The organism is Streptomyces sp. NPDC048291, assembly GCF_043201715.1.
Classification (GTDB): Bacteria; Actinomycetota; Actinomycetes; order Streptomycetales; family Streptomycetaceae; genus Streptomyces.
Genome location: NZ_JBICZC010000023.1, coordinates 93,236 through 115,423, shown reverse-complemented (window position 1 = coordinate 115,423; position 22,188 = coordinate 93,236). Strand labels below are relative to the sequence as shown.

General features: G+C 71.8%; 21 protein-coding genes. 12 read left to right on the top strand and 9 right to left on the bottom strand.

Translation table 11 applies throughout. The annotated features are described in order from the left end of the window. The first annotated feature begins 140 nt into the window (after positions 1-140). The 8 genes from ACGF5O_RS45800 to ACGF5O_RS45765 all read left to right on the top strand — a co-directional run bounded on the left by ACGF5O_RS45800 (position 141) and on the right by ACGF5O_RS45765 (position 8,257). Entirely contained in the window at positions 141-875 is a 735-nt protein-coding gene (locus ACGF5O_RS45800; RefSeq protein WP_393815878.1) for an NUDIX domain-containing protein, read from the top strand. A gap of 156 nt (positions 876-1,031) precedes the next feature. Continuing rightward, positions 1,032-2,519 (top strand): MFS transporter, encoded by a 1,488-nt coding sequence (locus ACGF5O_RS45795; RefSeq protein ID WP_393815877.1) that lies wholly within the window; start codon positions 1,032-1,034, stop codon positions 2,517-2,519. A 153-nt stretch (positions 2,520-2,672) separates the two neighbouring features. Continuing rightward, the gene (locus tag ACGF5O_RS45790; RefSeq protein WP_393815876.1) at positions 2,673-3,536 is read left to right on the top strand and encodes a 2-keto-4-pentenoate hydratase; all 864 of its coding nucleotides are present in this window, start codon (positions 2,673-2,675) and stop codon (positions 3,534-3,536) included. Between the two features lie 7 nt (positions 3,537-3,543). Beyond that, complete coding sequence (locus ACGF5O_RS45785) at positions 3,544-4,494, top strand: acetaldehyde dehydrogenase (acetylating) (RefSeq protein WP_393815875.1); 951 nt, start codon at positions 3,544-3,546, stop codon at positions 4,492-4,494. After that, positions 4,491-5,522: a 4-hydroxy-2-oxovalerate aldolase gene (dmpG, locus tag ACGF5O_RS45780; protein ID WP_393815874.1), complete on the top strand. Its 1,032-nt coding sequence runs from the start codon at positions 4,491-4,493 to the stop codon at positions 5,520-5,522. The genes ACGF5O_RS45785 and dmpG overlap by 4 nt, the downstream gene beginning before the upstream one ends. Positions 5,523-5,696: 174 nt before the next feature. Beyond that, a complete protein-coding gene (locus ACGF5O_RS45775) occupies positions 5,697-6,566 on the top strand; it encodes an IclR family transcriptional regulator (protein ID WP_393815873.1) in 870 nt (289 codons plus the stop codon). A 121-nt stretch (positions 6,567-6,687) separates the two neighbouring features. Then, positions 6,688-7,569 (top strand): alpha/beta fold hydrolase, encoded by an 882-nt coding sequence (locus ACGF5O_RS45770; protein WP_393815872.1) that lies wholly within the window; start codon positions 6,688-6,690, stop codon positions 7,567-7,569. Between the two features lie 82 nt (positions 7,570-7,651). Next, positions 7,652-8,257 carry a TetR/AcrR family transcriptional regulator gene (locus ACGF5O_RS45765; protein ID WP_393815871.1) on the top strand — a complete coding sequence of 202 codons (606 nt, stop codon included), beginning with the start codon at positions 7,652-7,654 and terminating at the stop codon, positions 8,255-8,257. Positions 8,258-8,399: 142 nt separating this feature from the next. On the opposite strand, the gene ACGF5O_RS45760 is transcribed toward ACGF5O_RS45765, so the two are convergent. The 3 genes from ACGF5O_RS45760 to ACGF5O_RS45750 all read right to left on the bottom strand — a co-directional run bounded on the left by ACGF5O_RS45760 (position 8,400) and on the right by ACGF5O_RS45750 (position 12,443). Further along, positions 8,400-10,160, bottom strand: coding sequence for an FAD-binding protein (locus ACGF5O_RS45760; RefSeq protein ID WP_393815870.1), 1,761 nt, complete (start codon positions 10,158-10,160; stop codon positions 8,400-8,402). A 145-nt stretch (positions 10,161-10,305) separates the two neighbouring features. Beyond that, complete coding sequence (locus ACGF5O_RS45755; RefSeq protein WP_393815869.1) at positions 10,306-11,193, bottom strand: VOC family protein; 888 nt, start codon at positions 11,191-11,193, stop codon at positions 10,306-10,308. A gap of 65 nt (positions 11,194-11,258) precedes the next feature. Further along, positions 11,259-12,443, bottom strand: a complete 1,185-nt coding sequence (locus tag ACGF5O_RS45750) for an acyl-CoA dehydrogenase family protein (RefSeq protein ID WP_393815868.1) — start codon at positions 12,441-12,443, stop codon at positions 11,259-11,261. Positions 12,444-12,979: 536 nt separating this feature from the next. Between ACGF5O_RS45750 and ACGF5O_RS45745 the strand changes: the two genes are divergently transcribed. Genes ACGF5O_RS45745 through ACGF5O_RS45730 form a run of 4 tightly spaced genes read left to right on the top strand, consistent with a single transcriptional unit; the run spans position 12,980 to position 15,987 of the window. Next, positions 12,980-14,146: a Rieske 2Fe-2S domain-containing protein gene (locus ACGF5O_RS45745; RefSeq protein WP_393815867.1), complete on the top strand. Its 1,167-nt coding sequence runs from the start codon at positions 12,980-12,982 to the stop codon at positions 14,144-14,146. 47 nt (positions 14,147-14,193) lie between these two features. After that, on the top strand, positions 14,194-14,424 hold the full coding sequence (locus tag ACGF5O_RS45740) for a hypothetical protein (protein ID WP_393815866.1): 231 nt from the start codon (positions 14,194-14,196) through the stop codon (positions 14,422-14,424). Beyond that, on the top strand, positions 14,421-15,449 hold the full coding sequence (locus ACGF5O_RS45735; RefSeq protein WP_393815865.1) for a 2Fe-2S iron-sulfur cluster-binding protein: 1,029 nt from the start codon (positions 14,421-14,423) through the stop codon (positions 15,447-15,449). Before ACGF5O_RS45740 ends, ACGF5O_RS45735 begins: the two co-directional genes overlap by 4 nt. Positions 15,450-15,483: 34 nt before the next feature. Beyond that, positions 15,484-15,987: a flavin reductase family protein gene (locus ACGF5O_RS45730; protein ID WP_393815864.1), complete on the top strand. Its 504-nt coding sequence runs from the start codon at positions 15,484-15,486 to the stop codon at positions 15,985-15,987. Positions 15,988-16,059: 72 nt separating this feature from the next. On the opposite strand, the gene ACGF5O_RS45725 is transcribed toward ACGF5O_RS45730, so the two are convergent. From ACGF5O_RS45725 to ACGF5O_RS45700, 6 genes are all read right to left on the bottom strand, one after another. Continuing rightward, entirely contained in the window at positions 16,060-16,941 is an 882-nt protein-coding gene (locus ACGF5O_RS45725; protein ID WP_393815863.1) for an SDR family oxidoreductase, read from the bottom strand. Further along, positions 16,938-17,969 (bottom strand): acyl-CoA dehydrogenase family protein, encoded by a 1,032-nt coding sequence (locus ACGF5O_RS45720; protein ID WP_393815862.1) that lies wholly within the window; start codon positions 17,967-17,969, stop codon positions 16,938-16,940. The genes ACGF5O_RS45725 and ACGF5O_RS45720 overlap by 4 nt, the downstream gene beginning before the upstream one ends. Positions 17,970-17,978: 9 nt before the next feature. Then, the gene (locus tag ACGF5O_RS45715; protein WP_393815861.1) at positions 17,979-19,115 is read right to left on the bottom strand and encodes an acyl-CoA dehydrogenase family protein; all 1,137 of its coding nucleotides are present in this window, start codon (positions 19,113-19,115) and stop codon (positions 17,979-17,981) included. Positions 19,116-19,118: 3 nt separating this feature from the next. After that, complete coding sequence (locus ACGF5O_RS45710) at positions 19,119-19,883, bottom strand: enoyl-CoA hydratase family protein (RefSeq protein WP_393815860.1); 765 nt, start codon at positions 19,881-19,883, stop codon at positions 19,119-19,121. A gap of 50 nt (positions 19,884-19,933) precedes the next feature. Next, a complete protein-coding gene (locus ACGF5O_RS45705; protein WP_393815859.1) occupies positions 19,934-21,025 on the bottom strand; it encodes an NAD(P)H-dependent flavin oxidoreductase in 1,092 nt (363 codons plus the stop codon). A 193-nt stretch (positions 21,026-21,218) separates the two neighbouring features. Then, positions 21,219-22,040: a MaoC/PaaZ C-terminal domain-containing protein gene (locus ACGF5O_RS45700; protein WP_393815858.1), complete on the bottom strand. Its 822-nt coding sequence runs from the start codon at positions 22,038-22,040 to the stop codon at positions 21,219-21,221. Positions 22,041-22,188: the final 148 nt, after the last annotated feature.

Below are 22,188 nucleotides of genomic sequence, written 5' to 3'. Positions count from 1 at the left end.
TGGTCCGACGGCCACCGGAGTGGTGGGGGAGTCCGGACCGCGGCATATGCATGCTCGTGCGCCTCTCGTTCCTGCACGTGCCTCGCCGTCCATGCCGTCCTCCCGCCGACTCGTCGCGGTCGATCGGCCGGGTCCGTGAGATGAGTGCACTCGGCGAGGCCGCCACGGTCGTCCTGTTGCGGGACGGGCCGCAAGGGCCGCGTGTGCTCATGCTGTTGAGGCCCGCGCACGGAAGCTATCCGGGAGCCTGGGTCTTTCCCGGCGGGGCTGTCGACCCCGCCGACCGGGTTCCGGACGGTACCGGCGCCGTACGGCGTGCCGCTGTCCGGGAGACCCGGGAGGAGACAGGGCTCGCCGTGGCGGCCGGGGAACTGCAACTGCTCTCCTGCTGGACACCGCCGCCGCAGGCGCCCAAGCGGTTGCGTACGTGGTTCTTCCTCGGCGCCGCGCCGCCCGGCCGGGTCGTCAGGGACCCGCGCGAGGTGGCCGCCCATCGGTGGCTCGCGCCCGGTCAGGCACTGAAGGCCCACGGCGAAGGGCGTCTTCAACTGCTGCCGCCGACCTGGGTCACCCTGCACGGCCTCGTCGGCGTACCCACCGTCGAGGCGGCGTGCGAGCGTGCCCGGACCGTGCGGCCTCCGCACTACGAGAGCAGGCATGTGGTGGACCCGGCCACCGGCCCCGTCCTGGTGTGGGCAGGTGACGTCGCGCATGCCGAAGGGGTCCCCCTGGAGCGGCCCGGCCCGCGTCACCGGCTGCTGCTCGGTTCGCGGTCGTGGACGTATGTGGTCGCTCCGGAGCGACGTGGGCCGTTCACGGGCGAGACGGCACCGGACGGGACGTGCCATGGGACGGGACGAGACGTACGGGACTGAGCGAGCGTCGTCGTCATGGGAATGGCCGGATCACTCCCACTCAACGGGACCGGTATGCGTGATCAAAAACGGACAGCACTCACTCTTTGCCTCCATTCCGTCCGGTCTGTGGCCGCTTTCCGCAGGCCGGTCCGCACTGTCCTGGAGGGCTCGACGATGAGTACCGGCCAAGGCGCCACCGCATCATCCGCATCCGCCGCACCCGTCCCCGAGGGGTGGACCCCCCGCCTCGCGGTCTCCCTGTTCTTCATGGCCATGGTCATGGAGATCGTCTCCCTGAGCTATGCCAAGGTCGCGACCGCGCTCCCCGGGATCGCGGCACACTTCCACACCACCCAGGCGGGCTGGCTGCTCACCGCCTCGCTCCTGTTCGGGGCCGTCGCCAGCCCGTTGCTCGGCCGCCTGGCCGACTTGTACGGCAAGCGCCGCGTCCTGCTCGCCGCCCTCGGGATCGGCTGGCTCGGCTCCCTGGTCGCCGCAACAGCTCCGGGGTACGGCCTCCTGATCGTCGGCCGGCTCCTCCAGGGAGCCCTGATCGCCTGCCTGTTCCTGAGCTACTCCCTGATCCGCGACGTCTACCCGCCCCGCACCGTGCCGCTCGCCGTGAGCATCTGCACCGGCGGACTCGGCCTCGCCGCCGTGATCACACCGTTCCTCAACGGCTGGCTGCTCGACACCTGGGGATGGCGGTCCGTCTTCGTCTTCGACCTGATATGGGTCACGGTGATGGCCGTCGCCATTCCCCTGACCACCCCGGAGTCGCCGGTACGGGCGACGGCCAGGCTCGATCTACTCGGCGCCCTCCTGCTCGGCGGAGGAGCGGCGGCGGTCCTGGTTGCCGTCAGCTTCGGTCCGCAGTGGGGCTGGGGCTCGGCGCGCACCCTGCTGCTGGGTCTGCTCGGGCTGGTCATGCTGGCAGGCTGGCTGGTGAGCGCGCGGCGGGTGAGCCGGCCGCTGGTCGACTTGGCGGTGCTCGCGCGTCGGCCGATCGTGGCCGCTGCGGTTGTTTCGGGGCTCGTCTACGGCACATCCGTCGTGACGGCCAGCCTCCTGCCGATCATGAGTATGACGCCAAGGGTTGCGGGTGGTGACTACGGTCTCGGGCTGAGTGCCACCGGTTTCGCGCGGGTGGCCTCACCGAACGCCGCCGCGATCGTCGTGGGCGGCCTGCTGGTGGGCCTGCTGGTCCGGCGGGTCGGCGCCCGCGCACTGCTGGGCGCCGGACTGCTCGTCTTCACCGTCGGCGCGCTGCTCCTCGCGTTCTCGCACGGGACCGTCGGCGCCACGGCGTTCGGGGCGGCGGTCGCGGGCGTCGGAACGGGCCTCGGGTACGCGGCGACACCGAACCTGGTCATCGAGAACACCCCGGCCGAGGAACAGGGGGCCGTCTCCAGCGTGGTCCAGATCTGTCAGAGCGGATTCTCCGCGGTCGTACCCGTCGTGTTGTTCACGATTCTCGCGGAGAACGTCCGCGCGGTCGTGGCCGGCAGTGTCGTATACAGCGAGGACGGTCTGCGGGACGGACTGTTCCTGGCCGTGGGCCTTGCCCTGTTCGGGGCGCTGCTGATCGCCACGGTGTTCCGGCGCACCGCCGCCGGGCCGGCCCCCGCCGTGACGGAGAAGGCACTGGCCACAGGCGGCTGAGCCAGGGAGTGACGTCCTGCTCCGCGAGATCGGTCCCACTGAGCGAAACCTTCCGTGGCCCGCCGCGGCCGGCGGAGATCAGTGTGGACGGCGCGGAGCAGGGCGTCTCCGTGCCGGGCGACAGCGCCGGGGAACACGAGGAAGAGGGACCGGATGGCGGAGCGTGTGCAGGCCGGGGCTCCACCCGGCTCGACCGAGGCCGGGAGCCCGGGGGACACCGCGGCGGACCCGGCCGTACTGTCCGCGGCGGCCGAGCGGCTGGCCCGCGCCGAGGCGGAGCGCCGTCCCTGCGCCCCCGTCCGTGACCTCCTGGGGCCGACGGACGTCGCCGCCGCGTACGCCGTGCAGCAGCACCTCGCGCATGAGCGGCTCGCCCGCGGCGCGCGGGTGGCCGGCCGCAAGATCGGCCTGACCTCGGCGGCCGTGCAGCGTCAGGTCGGCGTGGACCGGCCGGACTTCGGGATGCTCTTCGACGACATGGACGTGTCCGACCGGGCCGCGGCCGTGCCCAGCGAGCGGCTGCTCCAGCCCCGGGTCGAGGCCGAGATCGCCTTCGTCCTCGGCGCCGATCTGGACATCCCGGAGCTGGACCTGCATCGGGTCCGCGCGGCGGTGGACCATGCCCGCGCCGCACTGGAGATCGTGGACAGCCGGATCGCGGGATGGGACATCGCGATCACGGACACGGTCGCCGACAACGCCTCGTCCGGTCTGTTCGTGCTGGGACCCGAGCGGGTGCCGCTGGACCGGTTCGAGCCGCGCGAGGTCACCATGCGGATGACCCTCGACGGCCGCGAGGCCTCCACGGGCGACGGGGCCGCCTGCCTGGGCGACCCGCTCGAAGCCCTGCTCTGGCTCGCCCGCACCGCACGGGACTTCGGAGACCCGCTGCGCGCCGGACAGGTCGTGCTCTCGGGGGCCCTCGGCCCCCTGGTGCCGGTCGGCCCGGGAGCCGTCGTGCATGCCGGCATCTCCGCGCTCGGTTCCGTGTCCGCCACGTTCACCACCACTGAGTGAGGTCGAGGTGAAGAAGACCAAGGTCGCCGTCATCGGCTCGGGCAACATCGGCACCGATCTGATGATCAAAGTGATGCGGCTCTCCGAACGGCTGGAGATGGCCGCCATGGTGGGCATCGACCCGGACTCGGACGGGCTCGCCCGCGCCGCCCGGCTCAAGGTGCCCGTCACCGCCGAGGGGGTGGACGGACTGATCGCCATGGAGGGGTTCGAGGACATCGCGATCGTCTTCGACGCCACCTCCGCCAAGGCACACGTCGAGAACGCCAAACGCCTCGCGCCGCACGGCAAGGTCCTGGTGGACCTCACCCCGGCGGCCCTCGGCCCCTATGTGGTGCCGCCGGTCAACCTGGACGAGCACCTGGACGCCTCCAGCACCAACCTCAACATGGTGACCTGCGGCGGCCAGGCCACCATCCCGATCGTGCACGCCGTCAGCCGGATCACGCCCGTCGCCTACGCCGAGATCGTCGCCTCGATCTCGTCGCGGTCGGCGGGTCCCGGCACCCGCGCCAACATCGACGAGTTCACGGAGACCACCTCGGCGGCCATCGCCTCTGTCGGCGGTGCCCTGCGCGGCAAGGCGGTCATCGTGCTCAATCCGGCGGAACCGCCGCTGATCATGCGGGACACCGTCTACTGCCTCACCGGTGGCGTGGACGAGCGGGAGGTCATCGACTCGGTCACCGCCATGGTGGCGGCCGTCGCCGAGTACGTGCCCGGCTACCGTCTCAAGCAGGACGTCCAGTTCACCCCGGTGCCGCCGGACGAGCCGGTGCACACCCTGCTGCCGTCCGGCGCCCCCGGGGTCACCACCAAGGTCAGCGTCTTCCTGGAGGTCGAGGGCGCCGCGCACTACCTGCCCGCCTACGCCGGCAACCTCGACATCATGACCTCCGCCGCCCTGCGCGTCGGCGAACGCGTCGCCCAGCGCGCCCTCCCCGAGGTGACCCGATGACCGACACCGCCGCGCCCCGTCTCTACATCCAGGACGTCACCCTGCGGGACGGCATGCACGCCATCAGGCACCGCATCGACCCCGCCGACGTCGCCCGCATCGTGCGGGCCCTCGACGCCGCCGGAGTGGACGCCATCGAGGTGGCCCACGGCGACGGACTGGCCGGCGGCAGCCTCAACTACGGACCCGGCAGCCACAGCGACTGGGAGTGGATCGAGGCAGCGGCGGAGGTCCTGGAGAACGCGGTCCTCACCACGCTCCTGCTGCCGGGCATCGGCACCATCGCCGAACTGAAACGGGCCTACGCCCTCGGTGTCCGCTCGGTCCGGGTGGCAACCCACTGCACCGAGGCCGATGTCGCGGCCCAGCATATCGCGAGCGCCCGCGAACTCGGCATGGACGTCTCCGGCTTCCTGATGATGTCCCACATGGCACCGGCCGCCGAACTGGCACGCCAGGCGGCCCTGATGGAGTCGTACGGCGCGCACTGCGTCTACGTCACCGACTCCGGCGGGCGCCTGACCATGCAGGGCGTCCGCGAGCGCATCCGGGCCTACCGCGACGTGCTGGACGAGTCGACCCAGATCGGCATCCACGCCCACGAGAACCTGTCCCTGTCGGTCGCCAACTCGGTGACCGCGGTCGAGGAGGGCGCGATGCGCGTGGACGCATCGCTTGCCGGGCAGGGCGCCGGGGCGGGCAACTGCCCCATCGAGCCGTTCGTCGCGGTGGCCACCCTGCACGGCTGGAAGCACGACTGCGACCTGTTCGCCCTGCAGGACGCGGCCGACGACATCGTACGACCGTTGCAGGACCGGCCGGTCCGCGTCGACCGGGAGACGCTCACGCTCGGGTACGCGGGCGCCTACTCCAGCTTCCTGCGCCACGCCGAGTCCGCGGCCGCGCGCTACGGCCTCGACGCCCGCACGATCCTTCTGGAGGTGGGGCGCCGGGGGCTGGTCGGCGGCCAGGAGGACATGATCGTCGACATCGCCCTGGACTTCGTGAGGGCGCGGCGCACCGGGTGAGCCGGCCGCGGCCGGTGGGACGCAGGGCGGGAGCGGCTCGGCAGAGCCGCTCCCGCCCCGCGTCGTTTGCGTGCGGGTTCATCAACTTCCTCCTGACCGAAACCTTTTCAGGTGCAGAGCTCGCTGCTAGCGTCAAAACTGGATTTCATTCTGGTTTCGCTGAGAGGTGCTGGCATGAACTCAGAGCTGAGTGGCATTGCCGGGTCCACGCCCCAGCGGGAGGCACTGCCCCCGTCGATGGTCGAGCGGATCACATTGATCATGGATCTCTTCGAGCGCCCCATGCTGAGGCTGACTCTGGAGCAGATCGCGGGACAGACCGGTCTGCCGCGTTCCACGGCGCACCGGATCATCGACCAGCTCGTGGGTGTGGGCTGGCTGGAGCACATGACGACCGGCTACCGCCTCGGCCACCGCGCCCTCGGGCTCGGCGGCCGGGAGGTCAGCCACAGCGCGCTGCGGGCCGCCGCCGCCCCGACACTGCACCGGCTGGCCCTGCGCACGGGGCTGGTGGTGCACCTCGCGGTGCTGGACGAGACCGAGGTGTACTACCTCGACAAGGTGGGTGGCAGGTCCGCGGTCGACGTCCCCTCGCGAGTCGGCGGGCGGGCGCCGGCCCACTGCACCGCGCTGGGAAAGGCCATGCTCGCCTGGCTCACGCCCGAGCGGCTGGACCAGGACTACGGAAGCGGTCTCGCCTCACGCACGAAACGCAGCATCGTCGGCCGTGTCCAGCTCCACGAGGAGCTCGGCCGGATCCGGGGCCGTCACGGACTCGCCTACGAGCGAGGCGAGTGTTTCACCGGCATCGGCTGTATCGGCATCGCCCTGCGCGGGCCGGCCGGCCCCGTCGGAGCGCTCTCGCTGGTGGGCGAGATACAGGACCCCCTGGAACGGTTCGCGCCGCTCGCGCTCGGTGCGGCCCGCAGTGTCATGGACGAACTCGGCTCCGAGTCATGGCGGTTGGGCATCGACATGACTCCGGCCCGCGTCGGCGCGGCACAGCGGACCCCCGTGGAGCTCGCGTCGGCAAGTGGCGCGTGACGCCGGTCGCCGGGACGGACGGGCACGGGTCCCGCTGGGCGGGAGCGCGCCGCCGCGGTGCCGTCCGGGCGCCGTTAACGTCCGCTACGACCTTGTCCCCGAGACTGAGGCGGCCACGATCATGACCGAGACGACCGAGATGCTCGACCACGCGAGGACCCTGCGCGAACTCCCCACCGACGAGGGCGTACTGCGCTATCACGAGGCCGGGGACGGCCCACCCCTGCTGCTCCTGCACGGATCGGGCCCCGGCGTGACCGGCTGGCGCAACTACCGGGGCAACCTCGCAGCGTTCGCCCGCCACTTCCGCTGTCTCGTCCTGGAGCTGCCGGGCTTCGGAGTCAGCGACCCCACCGACGAGCACCCCATGGTGGCGGCGCCGAAGGCCGTGGTGCGGTTCCTGGCCGGGCTGGGCCTCGGACGGGTCGACGTGGTGGGCAACTCGATGGGCGGCATCGTCGCGGCCAACCTGGCGATCGCCGATCCCGGCCTGTTCCGGCGCATCGTGACCGTGGGCGGTCTGGGACGGAACCTGTTCAGTCCGTCGCCCGGCGAGGGCATCAACCTGTTGATGGACTTCACGGAGAACCCGACCCGCGAAGCCCTGGTGCGATGGATGCACTCGATGGTGTACGACCCCTCGGTCGTCACGGACGAGATGGTGGAGGAGCGCTGGACCCAGGCCACCGATCCGGAGACGCTGGCCGCCGCCCGCAGGATGTACGGCCGCAAGGCCCTGGCCGCGAGCATGGCGGCCGCCCAGGCCGGTGAGCGGCCCCCGTACTGGGCGATGCTGCACCGGATCACCGCGCCCACCCTCGTCACCTGGGGACGCGACGACCGGGTCAGCCCCCTGGACATGGCCCTGCTGCCCATGCGGACCATGCCGAGGGCGGAACTGCACGTGCTCCCCGACTGCGGACACTGGGTGATGATCGAACAGAAGGAGGCCTGGGAGAGCGCGGTGCTGGCCTTCCTCACCCGGCCTGGCGACGACTCCTGAAGGCCCGGAGCACGCTCGGCCGGGGGCCGGGCCGCCCCTATGCTGGCGGGAACGGACCACGGACGGCGAGGAGCGCGGACCTGTGCCACGACTGACCGAAGCGCGCCGGCCTGCGTCGCCCTCCTCCCAGCGACAGGTGGCCCGCTGGCACCGGATTCTGGACGTGGCGGCCGTACTGGGGGCCCGCACCCCGTACGAGCAGGTACAGATGCAGGAGGTCGCGGACGCGTCCGACGTGTCGCTCACCACGCTCTACCGCTACTTCCCGTCCAAGACACAGCTCTTCGCCGCTGTGTACGCGGCGCGCGTGGAGCGTTTCGTCGACGAGGAGTGGCCGGCGCAGGACGGGGACCCCGTCGAGATCGTGGGGGAGCGGCTAGTCGCCCTGACCCGCCGTCTCATGGAACACCCGACGCTGTGCGGGTCGATGGTCCGGGCGACCTCGGCCAACTACGCCGACCCGTCGCAGCCGGAGGCACCCGTGGCCGAGTCCCGCCTCTACGGTGCGATCCTGCGCACGCTCGGCGAAAAGGACCCGTCTGTGGAGCGGGTCACAGCTGTGCGCATGCTCGTCTACGGCTGGTGGGGCGTGCTCTTCTCCGAGCTGAGCGGGCGGACCTCTCCCGGCACCGGGCGGTACCAGGTCGCGTTGGCCGCGCGGAGCCTGCTGGGGCAGCACGCGTCCTGAAGGCGGTCCGCAGGCGTACGGGTTCCCAAAGCCCGGGCACACCACGGCTGCCACGGCTCCACGTGCGGCGACCGTCCGCCCCGGAAGCCGAGACCCCGCTCCCCATGTACGCGTCAGGGGAGCGGGGCCGTCGGGATTGTAGTCACCCCGCTGAGACCTCCTGGCTCAACGCCGCCTGTCCGGCGCGCGCCGCGGCGTCCAGCGCGGCGAGATGGGCGAAGACCATGGCGGGACCGATCGTGGCGCCCGCCCCCGCGTAGTCGTTGCCCATCACCGAGGCGGACACGTTGCCCGCGGCGTAGAGTCCCCCGACGGCGCCGCCGTCCCCGCGCAGTACGCGTCCGGCCGCGTCGGTGACCAGACCTCCCTTCGTGCCGAGGTCGCCCGCCTCGATCCGGACGGCGTAGTAGGGCCCGCCGTCGATGGTGTCGAGCACCGGATTGGGGAGCGTGGGGTCCCCGTAGTAGTGGTCGTACGCGCTGTCACCACGGCCGAAGTCCCGGTCCTTGCCCTCGTGCGCGAACGTGTTGAAGCGTTCTGCGGTCTCCTTCAGCGTCCTCGCGGGCACACCGATCGCCAGGGCGAGGTCCGTCAGGGTCTTCGCCTTCGTGACGAGTCCGCTGTCGTACCATTCCTTCGGGAAGTCCCGGCCGGGCAGCACGCCCGCAAACTGGTAGCGACGGCGCGCCTTGGCGTCGAAGATCTCGTACAACGGGACGAACCCGCCGTCGAGCTGGGCGTGCACGAAGTTGACGTACGGCGCCGACTCGTTGGTGAAACGGCGGCCCTCGCAGTTCACGATGATCATCGGCGGGATGCAGCGCTCGGAGACCAGCGGGAAGACACCGCCGCCGGGCAGGGCGATGCCCGGCATCCACCACGCGTCGTCCATCAGGTCCGTGGCTGCACCCACCTGCCCTCCCAGCCGGTGGCCGTCGCCGGTGTTGGAGGGCGCGCCCATGCTGTGGTCGGTTCGGCCATGCGCCGGCAGGTGAGTCTCGCGCATCACCGTGTCGTGGTCGAACCCACCGGTGGCCAGCAGCACGCCGTGACGGGCACGCACCCGCAGTTCGCGGCCCGCGCGTTCGACCACGGCGCCGGTCACCCGCCCGTCCTCGACGATCAGGCGGGTCACGGGCGCCCGCAGCCACAGAGGGATGCCGAGATCCTTCATGGTCAGGCGCAGACGGGCGACGAGCGCCGCGCCCAGCGTCTTCATTCGGCGGCGCCGGAAGAGGTTGGAAACCACACGCCAGGCGGCCACCGGAAGCATCCGCCAGGACTTCAGGTCGCGCTGGACCATCATCAGGACACGCGCCTCGTAGCCGGTCAGCCACAGACCCATCGGCGCGGGGACGTCCAGACCCTTCAGATGTGCCTCGTCCTCACCGAGCAGCCGGCCGTCGATCGGCCGGGGCTCGATGGTGCGGCCCATCGGCCGTCCGCCGGGTTCCTCGGGGTGGTAGTCCGAGTAGCCGGGGCACCAGCTGAACTCCATGTGGCGGCTCACGCGGTGCAGCATCTCCATGACCTCGGGTCCGCGTTCGGCATAGGCGTCCAGGCGTTCGCCCGGGACGCGGTCGCCGACCACCGCCTGGAGGTATCGCCGTACCTCGGCCCGGGAGTCACCCCGGCCGACGGTCCGCAGCGTCGGGTTGTCGGGGATCCAGACGCCGCCGCCGGACAGCGCCGTCGAACCGCCGAACACGGCGGCCTTCTCGACGACCAGGGCGGACAGGCCGGCGTCGTGGGCCGAGATGGCGCCGGTCATCCCGGCCGCGCCGCTGCCGACGACGAGGAGGTCCACCTCCTCGTCCCAGGCGGCGGTGTCGGGTTCGCGCGGTCGCGAGGCGCCGACGTCGGCGGGCCGGTCGGCGCCGGGGACGGAAGGTGTGGTGGTCATGGTGGTGCCTCCGGGCGGATCTCGATCTGTTCGCGGCGATACTCGGAGGTCCCGGCCTCGGGCGCGAGGTCCGGTCCCGTTCAACGAAACCGCCCGGGAAGCCAGGGCTTCCCGGGCCTGATACCGGGCGATGGGCGGTGCAGCGTCAGCTGAAGTCCCAGGCGTGGCCCCAGTAGCTGTCCGCGGTGATCTCCTCGGCGGTGTAGGAGTCCTCGTCGACGAGCGTGCCCTCGCAGCCGATCTCCAGGTCCCAGCCGCCGGGCGTGCGCACGTAGAAGGAGATCATCTTGTCGTTGGTGTGCCGTCCCAGCGTGGACGAGAGGTGGTAGCCCGCCTTGAGGACCCGGTCGAGGGCCCGCCCGACCTCGTCGAGCGTCTCGCACTCCACCATGATGTGCACCAGCGCCGGGGCCTTGAGGTCCGGCGAGGGCAGCAGGGCGAGGCTGTGGTGACGGGCGTTGACCCCGAGGAACCGCAGCCGGACCGGCCCGAACTCCGGTGGGGCGGGCAGCCGGAACGCGCCGCGCGGCAGGAAGCCGAGGGTCTCGGTGTAGAAGCGGAAGGCACCGTCGAGGTCACTCACCGGCACCACCGCATGCCCTGCGCCCAGCTTGCCAGTGACGAACCGGTTGCCGTACGGGGTGGCGAGCGGGCTGTGGTCCAGGGCCGGCCCGTGGAAGATCTCGACCGGCGTGCCACCGGGGGCCTCGAAGGCGAAGCCCGCCTCGACCCGGCGCAGGTCGCAGTCCTCCTGGGACAGGGGCTTGGTGCCGGTCCCCGCCGCCTCGACCGCCTGCCGTACCCGGGTGAGCGCCAGATGGTCGCGGACCTCCCAGCCCACTGCCTCGACCCGGTCCTCCTCGCCGGGCAGGATCACGATCCGTCCGGCGCGTTCGTCCATACGCAGGTACAGCGCCCCCGGCTCGGGCCCACTGCCCTCGGCGAAGCCCGCCGTCTCGAATGCGAAGGAACGCCAGGCCGTCATGTCGGAGGCCCTGACCCTGACGTAGCCCAGCGAGCTGATGTCGCCCATGATGATCCCCTGTTCTCGTCCGCGTGCGGTGGTCGGTGTATCGGGTCGTGCGAAGGGCCGCGGGCTCAGATCAGAGCGCGCAGCCCTCCCTCGGGCTCGATGCCCATGGAGGTGAGAGCGGCGGTGTGGTAGATCGATCCCGGGGTGTGGATGGCGTGCTGGAGGCCGACGTGCGCGTCGCGCCAGAAGCGCTGCATGACGTTGTGCCTGCGCACCGCGTTCCCGCCGGAACGCGCGAAGATCTCGTCGACCGCCGCCACCGCCCGCCAGGCGCACCGGGTCTGGTTGCGTCGTACGACCGCGCGGTCCTCGAACGTGATCGGCTGCCCACCGTCGGCCTTGTCGTACAACCGGCTGATGCCGTCGAGGAGCTGGGTGCGGGAGGCACCGATCTCGGCGGCGGCCTCCCCGATCGCGGACAGCACATACGGGTCGTCCTTGATCTTCGTGCCCATCGCCGTGACGCGTTCGCGCTGGTAGTCGAGATGGGCGGCGAGCGCGCCCTCGGCGATGCCGATCACGGCCGCGGTGATGCCCAGCGGGAACATCGCCCAGAACGGAAGCCGGTACACCGTGTCGGAGCGGCCGGCGCGCTCGGCGGCCTTCTCGCCCTCGGCGACCTCCGCGCTGTCGATGGTGCGGTAGTCGGGGACGAACGCGCCGTCGACGACGATGTCCTTGCTGCCGGTGCCGCACAGGCCGATCACGTCCCAGGAGTCCGGGACGATCGTGTAGTCGGAGCGGGGCAGTACGACGTGCAGCCCCTTGAGCGGCTGCTGTGGTGTGCCGTCGGGGCCGGCGACCAGTGCGCCCAGGAAGATCCAGTCACAGTGGTCGGTGCCGGACGAGAAGTTCCAGCGCCCCTTCAGCACATAGCCGCCGTCGACCGGCGTGGCGATGCCCTGGGGTGCGTAGGGGGAGGCGATCCAGGTGTCGGGGTCGTCCCCCCACACCTCGGCCTGCAGTCTGCGGTCCATCAGCGCCATCTCCCAGGGGTGCACCCCGCCGACACCGCACACCCAGCCGGTGGACCCGCAGTTCCGTGCCACCGCCATGACCGCCTCGGCGAAGTCCGCGGGGTGGGCCGCGTAGCCGCCGAAGTCCCGGGGCTGGAGCAGCCGCATCACCCCCGCCTCTCGGATGAGCTCCACGCTCTTGTCGGACAGCCTTCCCAGACCTTCCGTCTCCGGGGCCGTCGCCGCCAGGAGCGCCGAGACCTCCTCGATTCGGCGGACCACTTCGTGCGCCATCACAACCTCCGATCCTCGCCGCGAACCGCCCCTCGCGGAGCCGCCGTCCGGTCGGCCCGAAGCTAGGGCGGTCGGGAACGGGCCGCCGCACGCGTTTCCCGCTGACCGGGACCGGCCCGGCCTCCGTCTCCGCTCTCCGTGCTCCCGTCCGACAGGCCGTGGCGGCAGGTCTCTTCGGAACGGGCGGGAGGCCCTGTGCCCGCCGGCCTCGGCCGTCCGTGCGACGGGCGGCACGGGCCCGTGCCCCCGCGGTCCCGCCACCCCGGCAGCCCGAGGGCCATGCCCGACGCACCGCCCTGACCCGCGAGGGCACGTCATGAAGACACCGAGCGCACCCGGCTCATCTGGAGCCGGGCCGCGGACGTCGAGAAGCCCTCGGGGCGGGCCGCCCGTTCGTCCCGGTCAGCGGGAGCTGGCCTTCCTGGGTCTGCCGTCCGGTTCGCACGATGCCGATCGGGAGCGACGCTCCGTAGGCCATGGGGGCGTCGTGCCGAGTTGCGACGACGGCCCCAACCCCGCGTACACATGGAGGAGCGATGGCAACAGTCGAGTCGGACGACGGTGTCCGCGTCATCGAGGCCGGGGCACCCCCCGTCCGGTACGCGCGGGGCTGGCACTGCCTGGGGCTCGCCGACACCTTCCGGGACGGCAAGCCGCACGCCGTGCAGGCGTTCGGCACCAAACTCGTCGTCTTCGCGGACACCGCCGGAAAGCTCCAGGTGCTCAACGGCTACTGCCCCCACATGGGCGGCGACCTCACCCAGGGCACGGTCAAGGGCGACGCGATCGCCTGCCCCTTCCACGACTGGCGCTGGGCAGGCAACGGACGCTGCGCGGACATCCCGTACGCACGGCGGGTGCCGCCGCGGGCCCGTACCAAGTCCTGGCCCGTCCTGGAGCAGAACCGGCAGCTGTTCGTCTACCACGATCCCCAGGGCAACCCCCCGCCGCCCGAGCTGGACATCCCGCGGATCGACGCCGCCTTCTCGGACGAGTGGACGGACTGGACGTGGAACTCGATCCTGATCGAGGGCTCCCACTGCCGCGAGATCGTGGACAACGTGGTCGACATGGCCCACTTCTTCTATGTGCACTACTCGTTCCCCGTGTACTTCAAGAACGTGTTCGAGGGACACCTCGCCACGCAGTACATGCACTCCACGGGTCGCGACGATGTCAGCTTCGGCACGAGCTACTCCAAGGCGGAGGGCGAGGAGCGGAGGGTCAGCCGTTCGGAGGCGACGTACTTCGGTCCCTCGTACATGATCGACTGGCTGTACGGCTCCAACGGGCTCATCAACACCGAGACCGTGCTGATCAACTGCCACTACCCGGTGAGCCCTACGAGCTTCGTGCTCCAGTGGGGCTGCGTCGTCAAGAAGCAGCCGGACCAGTCGGACGAGGCCGCCCGAGCCATCGCCGAGGCCACGGCCAAGGGCGTCGAGGCCGGTTTCCTGCAGGACGTCGAGATCTGGCGGAACAAGACCAGGATCGACAACCCGCTGCTGTGCGAGGAGGACGGCCCGGTCTACCAGCTCAGACGCTGGTACGAGCAGTTCTACGTCGACGTCGGGGACGTCACCCCGGAGATGACCAACCGCTTTGAGTTCGAACTCGACACCGATCGCGCGGTGGAGTTCTGGACCCGGGAGGTCGAGGACAACCTCAAGCGCCAGGGCGGCGTGCCGCTCAGGCCGGCGTGAGCGCGCACGCACCGGTGCCGCTCGCGGACCCGGAGAGGACCACACAGGTGCAGGCACTGGAGTGCGGGGCCTGCCCGACCACGGTACTGGTACGCAAGAGCAGCCTGGCGCAGACCTCGGTGCAGTGGCCCGACGGCGCCGAGGACTGTGCGGAGTTCGCCGAGGTGCTCGCCGTCGCCGGGCGTCCCCGGACCGCGGTGATACCCACGTGCACACGGCTGCGGGCGACGATCGAACGAGCGGTACGGGACGGGGCGTTGGCGGTGGTCGACCAGTGACCGACCCGATCCTGACGTTGCGGGTGGCCGAGGTCACCCCGGAGACGGACGACGCGGTGTCCGTCTCCTTCGACGCGGGGGAAGGCACCGAACTGCGCCACAGACCGGGCCAGTTCCTGACCCTGCGGATCCCGGCGCCGGACGGGTGGGTGGCCCGCTGCTACTCGCTGTCCAGCGCACCGGGGGACACCCGCCCGACCATCACGGTCAAGCGGGTGCCCGGCGGCATGGCGTCCAACTGGATCTGCGACCGGCTCCGCCCCGGCGACACGGTCGAGACACTGCCCCCGGCCGGCCGGTTCACGCCGGCGTCGGACCACCGGAACCTGGTGTTGTTCGCGGCGGGCAGCGGAATCACCCCCGTCATGTCGATCCTGCGGGCGCGGGTCCAGGAGGGCGGCAGGGCGCTGCTGGTGTACGCCAACCGCGACGACCGGTCGGTGATCTTCGCGGCCGAACTGCGGCGCCTCACCGAGGCGTACCCGGACCGCTTCCAAGTGCTCCACTGGCTGGAGACGCTCCAGGGACTGCCCGACGCGGCACGGCTGGCAGCACTGGTTCGGCCCTGGGCCGCACCCGACGCCGCGCTGCTCTGCGGTCCGGCGCCCTTCATGCGGGCGGCGGCCGAGGCGCTGGAACACCTGGGCGTCGACCGCACCCGGGTCCTGACCGAGGAGTACCGGTCGCTGGCGTCGGACCCGTTCGCGATGTTGACCGCCAGCCCGGCGCAACTGCCCGCCGACGCCGCGGAGACGGCGACGGTGACCGTCGAACTCGACGGCCGACGCCGGACGTTCCCCTGGCCGGCCCGCACCACACTGCTCGACCTGCTGCGGGCACAGGACGTCGACGCCCCCTTCTCGTGCCGGGAGGGCGCGTGCAGCGCCTGCGCCTGCCGGGTGGTCGACGGAGAGGTGAAGATGCTGCGCAACACCGTGCTGGAGGAGGAAGACCTCGCGGAGGGCTATGTCCTCGCCTGCCAGGCGGTACCGCTCACGGACCGTGTCGAGGTCGTCTACGACTGAGCCGTCCCGCTCACCGGACACCGAAGGAGTTCCCATGCTGCCCAGCGCGAACGCACGGATGTTCCGCACCGTCCTGGGGCAGTTCGCCACCGGAGTGACGGTGATCACCGGAGTGGACGGTGACGACCGGCTCGGTCTGGCCTGCCAGTCGTTCTCCTCGCTCTCCCTCGACCCGCCCCTCGTGCTGTTCTGCCCGGGGCACAACTCCACGAGCTGGCCGCGCATCCGCCGGTCCGGCCGCTTCGGGGTGAACATCCTCGCCGAGGACCAGCACGAGGCCTGCGAGGCGTTCGGCAGCAGCACCGGCCTCAAGTTCGACGCGGTCGGCTCGCGGCGCTCGCCCGGCGGGACCGTGGTCCTGGACGGTGTGCTGGCGTGGCTCGGCTGCACGATCGAAGCCGTGCACGACGGCGGTGACCACGACATCGTCGTGGGCCGGGTGCAAGAGCTGCGCGTGGAGCGTCACGACGGACCGCTGCTCTACTTCCGGGGAAGCCACGGGATACCGCGGGACACGCTGGCGCCGAGCGGCCACTGAACCCGCACACACGTGAGTACGACGCCGCCCGATGGCAACACCGGCCGGCGTCGTACTCACGTGTGTGCGGGTTCAGGCTCCGTAGACCTCCGACGGCGCCGGTGCCTCGGCGAGCATCTCGCGGACCGCCGGGCCGATCTCACCGGAGAGCCAGCGGCGGTCGAGAACGCGTTCCGGGCCGTGGCGCCAGCCGTCGGCAACGCCGATCGCCCCGCCCTCGGCCTCGAAGACCCGCCCGGTGACATCGGCCGATTCGGCGGAGACCAGCCACACGACGAGCGGCGACACGTTGCCCGGGTGCATGATGTCGAAGCCGGTCTCCGGTACCCGCATCTTCTCGGCGAACGCCTCCACCGCCTCGGTCATGGGCGTCCGTGCGGAGGGTGCGACGGCGTTCACGGTGACTCCGTAGCGGGCCAGTTCGGCCGCCGCGATCACGGTGAGCGCGGCGATGCCCGCTTTCGCGGCCCCGTAGTTGCCCTGTCCGACACTGCCCATCAGCCCGGCGCCGGAACTGGTGTTGACGATCCGGGCGTCGACCGGACGGCCCTGCTTGCTGCGTTCCCGCCAGTACGCGGCGGCGTGCCGCAGCGGGGCGGCGTGGCCCTTGAGGTCGACCTTGAGGACCAGGTCCCACTCGGCCTCCGTCATGGAGACGAGCATCCGGTCCCGGTTGAGGCCGGCGTTGTTCACCAGCGCGTCCAGAGTGCCGAACTCACGGACCGCGCGGGTGATCAGCCCCTCCGCGTAGTCCCAGTCGCTGACGTCGCCGAGGTCGGCCACCGCGGTGCCGCCGTCTGCGGTGATCTCGTGGGCCACGGCCTTCGCCGTCTCCCCCAGGTCGTTCACGACGACCCGGGCGCCCGCGGCGGCCAGGGCCAGGGCATGCTCCCGGCCCAGGCCCTGCCCCGCGCCGGTGACGACGACCACCCGGTCCTGGCAGATTCCGCTCACGTTCCCGCTCCCTCGGTCGGTCCGCTGACGCCGGTGAGTCCGAGCCGTCGTGCGATGAAGTCCCGGTGCTCGGCAGTGCCGCCCCAGTCCGCGGCCAGTGCCCACGCCCGTTTGGCGTACAGGTGGAGGTCGTACTCGGTGGTGTACCCCATGGCGCCGTGACACTGGATCGCCGTACGCGCGGTCCTGCGGGCCGCGTCGGAGGCCAGCACCTTGGCCATGGCGGTGCGCGTCCCGGCCTCCGGGTCGCCGGACGCCTGGGCCCAGCCCGCGGCGAGGACTGCCGGACGCGCGAACCGCAGTGCCACCTCCACGCCGGCGAGGGCGTGCTTGACCGCCTGGAACGAGCCGACCTGCACGCCGAACTGGCGGCGCTGCTGCACATAGGCCACGGTCAGTTCGAGCATCCGCTCGCCGAGACCGATCAGCAGGGCCGAGGTCGCCAGGACGCCCCGTCGACGGGCCGCGGCGAGTGCCTCGGGACCCTCGGCGAGCGGCCGCCCGGAACCCGCCTGCGGGGTGACCCGGGCCAACCGGCGTGATCCGTCCACCGAGTCGACCGGCTCGGCGCGCACCTCGTCGCGCGTGTACAGCCGCAGTCCGTCGTCGCCGGGGACGGCGATCAGGTCGGCGCGGGCCGCGAACGGCACCGGGGCGCCGGGGGCGAGCGAGACCGTCAGCAGTGCCGAGCCCGCCAGCACCGACGGTAGTTCGGGTGCGCCGACTGCGGCGAGCAGCGGGGCGCCGACCGCCACGGTCTCGGCGGCGGGCACCGGGAGACCACTGCGGCCGAGGGCCTCCATCAGCGGCGGCAGGGCGTTCTCGTCGAGCCCGAGGCCGTCGGCGCTCTCGGGGACCAGTGCCGCGGTGACGCCGACCTCGGCGAGGGTGCGCCACACGGCGTCGACGCTCCCGACCTGCCCATCGGGCCACCCGGCCCGGATCCGGTCGGCGTCGACCTGTTTGGCCAGTACCTCACCGGCCGCCTCGGCGAGGGCGGTGTCCTGTTCGGCTACGGCGAAGCGCATGGTTCGCGGTCACCTCCTCGGCAGGCCGAGCAGCCGCTCGGCGACGATGTTGCGCTGGATCTCGTTGGTCCCGGCGTAGATGGGTCCCGCCAGGGAGAAGAGGAAGCCCCGGCTCCAGGGGCCGTCGGTCTCGGCCTCCGGGCCGAGCAGGTCCATGGCCGTCTCGTGCAGGGCGATGTCGAGCTGTGACCAGAACAGTTTGTTCAGGCTGGACTCCGCGCCGATCTGGCGCCCCTCCACGATCGAGGTCACCTGCTCCAGAGTGAACAGCTCGTACGCCTGTGCCTCGATCCACGACTGCACGACCCGGTCCCGGTGCGTGCCGGGGCCGTCGGCCCGGGTGCGGGCCAGGTCGAGGAGCCGGTCGGCGGCGTGCAGGAATCGGCCGGGGGAGCGCAGGGTCAGCCCGCGTTCGGATCCGGTGGTGGCCATCGCGACCCGCCAGCCCTCGCCGACACCGCCGAGCACATCGGCGTCGGGCACGAACACGTCGTCCAGGAAGACCTCGGCGAACCCCTCGTCGCCGTCGAGGCGTTCGAAGCCGCGGACCGTGACGCCGGGTGCGTCCAGGGGGACCAGGAAGTAGGTCAGGCCGTGGTGGCGTTCGGCGTCCGGGTCGGTGCGGAAGAGGCCGAAGAGATGTGTGCAGAAGGCGCCGCGGGTGGTCCAGGTCTTCTGGCCGGTCAGCCGCCAGCCGCCGGCGGGCTCGTCGCGGACCGCCCGGCTGCGGGTGCCCGCCAGATCGCTGCCCGCGCCGGGCTCCGACCAGCCCTGCGCCCAGAGGTCCTGGGCCGCGGCCATCCGGGGCAGGACGCGCCGCTGCTGCTCCTCGGTGCCGAACGCGAAGACGGTGGGGGCCAGCAGGAAGATGCCGTTCTGTGTCACCCTGGCGGGCGCGCCAGCCCGGTAGTACTCGTCCTCGAAGATCAGCCACTGCCACAGCGTCGCGTCCCGCCCGCCGTACTCCCCGGGCCAGGACACCACCGACCAGCGGGCCTCGAACAGCGTCCGCTCCCATTCCAGATGGGCGGTGAAGCCCTCCCGGGTGTCACCCGAGGGCAGCGGGGTCCTCGGGACGTTGTGTGCCAGCCACGTGCGCGCCTCCTCGCGGAAGGCCTCCTCCTCGGGGCTCCAGGTGAGGTCCACGGCTCACCGCTTTCCGTCGGCGGGTCGGCCGAAGCCGTCGCGGACCTGGTGTGCGACGCCGGAGAGGTTGACCTCGAAGGTGAAGCCCTGCTCGTAGCGGTAGCTGCGCTTGACGTCCCACAGGTCGATGCCGTTGAACGCCTCCTTGGCTGCGCGGATCACCGCCGGGTTCTTCCCGGCGATCTCGCCCGCCAGCTCAAGGGCGCGCTCACGCAGCCGGTCGTCCGGCACGACCTCCAGGACGGAGCCGTAAGCGTGCAGTTCGGCCGCGCTCGCGGTGGCGCAGGTGTACATCATGGCGCGGGCCTTGTGCTGCGGGACGAGCCGGGAGAGATGCGTCGCGGCGCCGAGCGCGCCCCGGTCCACCTCGGGCAGCCCGAAATAGGCGCTCTCGGCGGCGACGATCACGTCCGAGTTCCCCACCAGGCCGATTCCGCCGCCCAGGCAGAAGCCGTGGACCGCGGAGACGACCGGTACCGCGCAGTCGTAGATCGCCGCGAACGCCGCGAAGCAGCCGCGGTTCACGCCGATGATGGCGGCGTGGCCGCTGTCGGCCTGGAGTTCCTTGATGTCCACGCCGGCGTTGAAGCCGCGGCCCTCGGCCCGCAGCAGCACGACCCGGGTGTCCGGGTCGCGGCCGAGCTGTTCGACGGTCTCCGCGAGCCGGTACCAGCCCGCCACCGGCAGGGCGTTGACCGGCGGGCAGTCGACGACCACCTCGGCGACGCCGCGATCGTCGACGGTGGTCCGGACGAGTTCGGTGCCCATACGTTCTCCTGCTGTCAAGGGGGTCGGTGGGGAGGGCCGGTCGGTCGTGGTCACCGCTCGGCGCCGGTGCGGGTCAGACGGGTGAGGACGGAGTCGGCCTCGGCGATGATCCGGTCGATCAGTTCCTTGCAGCTGGGCAGGTCGTCGATGACGCCCGCGACCTGGCCGGAGGCCAGGGTGCCCAGGTCGGTTCGGCCGTCGACCATGCTGGCCCGCAGCATCATCGGCGTGTTCGCGGCCATCAGGACCTGGGACCAGCCGAGGTCGTGGCTGCGGCGCATCGCGAGTCCCTCGCGGATCAGGTCGGACCAAGAGGTGCCCGACACGTTCCGGAAGGCGATCGCGTGGCGCAGCGACCGGGCCAGGCGGGCCGGTGCCCGCTCCCGCAGCAGCCGCTCCACCGGGGCGGTGCGCAGCACCCGCTGGGGGATGCCGTCGAGCACGGGGGTGACGACGGTGTCGGTGACCGAGCGGCTGAGGTACTCGGTCTTGACCGAGTCGCGCACGGTGCTGTCGCTGGTCAGCAGGAAGCGGGTGCCCATCGCGATGCCCACGGCGCCCTGGGCGAGCGCGGCCACCAGGCCGCGGCCGTCCCGGAAACCACCGGCCGCGATCACCGGGATGTCCACCGCGTCCACCACCTGCGGCACCAGGATCGACGTGTGCACACCGCCGGTGTGGCCGCCTCCCTCGGCACCCTGTGCGACGACCGCGTCCACCCCCCACGCCTGGACCTTCTCGGCGTGGCGGCGGGCGCCGATCGACGGGATGACGATCAGGCCGGAGTCCTTCAGCGTACGGATGACGCGTTCGTTCGGGGCGAGTGCGAAGGACGCGATCCGTACGCCTTCGCGCACCAGGAGTTGGCCGCGTTCCAGGACGTCGGGCGCGTCGCCGCGCATGTTCACACCGAACGGCGCGTCGGTGCGTTCCCGGATGGCACGGATCGCGTCACGGGTCTGCTCCAGGGTGAGGGTCGCGCTCGCCAGGATGCCCAGGCCGCCGGCCGCCGCGGTCGCCGCGGTCAGCTCGGGTCCGGAGACGTAGCCCATCCCCGTCTGCACGATCGGATAGCGGACACCGACCAGGTCGCACAGCGGGGTGTGCAGGGCGGGATGGACGGGTGCGGTGGGGGCGGTCATACCGGATCTCCTTCTCGCGCCGCCCCTGGGGCGGGCCCAGTGGGCAGAGGGATGGGGCGTCGGGGGCCTGCGCCTCCGACGCCCGGCGGGCCACGGGCGTTCGCGGTCCGGTCGGTGCGCTCGGGCGGTCATCTGCCGGTGCCGCGGATCGCACTCTACCAAGCGCTTGATTGGTTTCGTAGTCCGTCGCGGGTCACGGCCCGCCGAAGCGGACCCGGCCCCCGGACAGCACGGGCTCGCCGTCGCGGGTGACCTCGAAGGCGGCGTCCTCCGCGTTCTCCCAGGCCGCGACGGAGAGCGCCTCGCCGGGCAGGACCGGGGCGGCGAACCGGCCCTCCAGTTCGGTGAGGTCGGCCGGGTGGGCGCCGAGGGTGTCGGCCAGTCGCAGCGCGGTGCCCGCCAGGGTGCACAGCCCGTGCAGGATCGGGCGGGGCTGCCCGATGGCCGCCGCGGCGGCGGGATCGACGTGGATGAGATGCCGGTCGCCGGTGAGCCGGTACAGCGCGGCCTGGGTCGCGAACGTCTCCAGCCCGGTCCGGTGGGTCGGCCGTCCCGTGGGTGCGGGCGGACGCCCCGGCCCCCGCTCGCCGCCGAACCCGCCGCGGCCGGGCGCGAAGACGGACCAGACCGCGTGGAAGTACGCGCTGTCCACCGCCACCTCGAACACCGCGGCCCCGCCCTTGTCCCACACTTCGGAGACGGTGGCCGAGCATGTCAACTTCCCGACGGGCGGCAGCGACTGGCGAACCGTCAGTCGCTGGGCGCCGTGCAGTGCGGTGGCGCCGCCGAAGGCGCCCCGGTCCGCCAGCACGTCCGGTGCCCACTGGGCGAGTGTCAGGGCGAAGGTGGGGAGTACGCGCAGCCCGCGCTCGAAGACCAGGTCGAGGTGGTCGGCCGGGCGGGCGCCCACGGCCAGGGCGTAGAGGATCGCGTCACGTTCGTCGTAGGAGATCGTCCTGCTGCCGAGATCGCAGCCCCGCCAGACGCCGGCGGGCTCCGGTTCCTGCTGGTCCATCGCACCTTCCAATCAAGCGCTCGCTTGGTCAGCGGAGCGTAGGGAAATCTGTCCGCGCGCGTCAACGCCGCCGCTCCCGAACCCGTTCGCACGCTCCGGCTCCCGCTCAGTGAGAGCCGCGGGGGACGCGTCGCGGTACGCGCCGGTA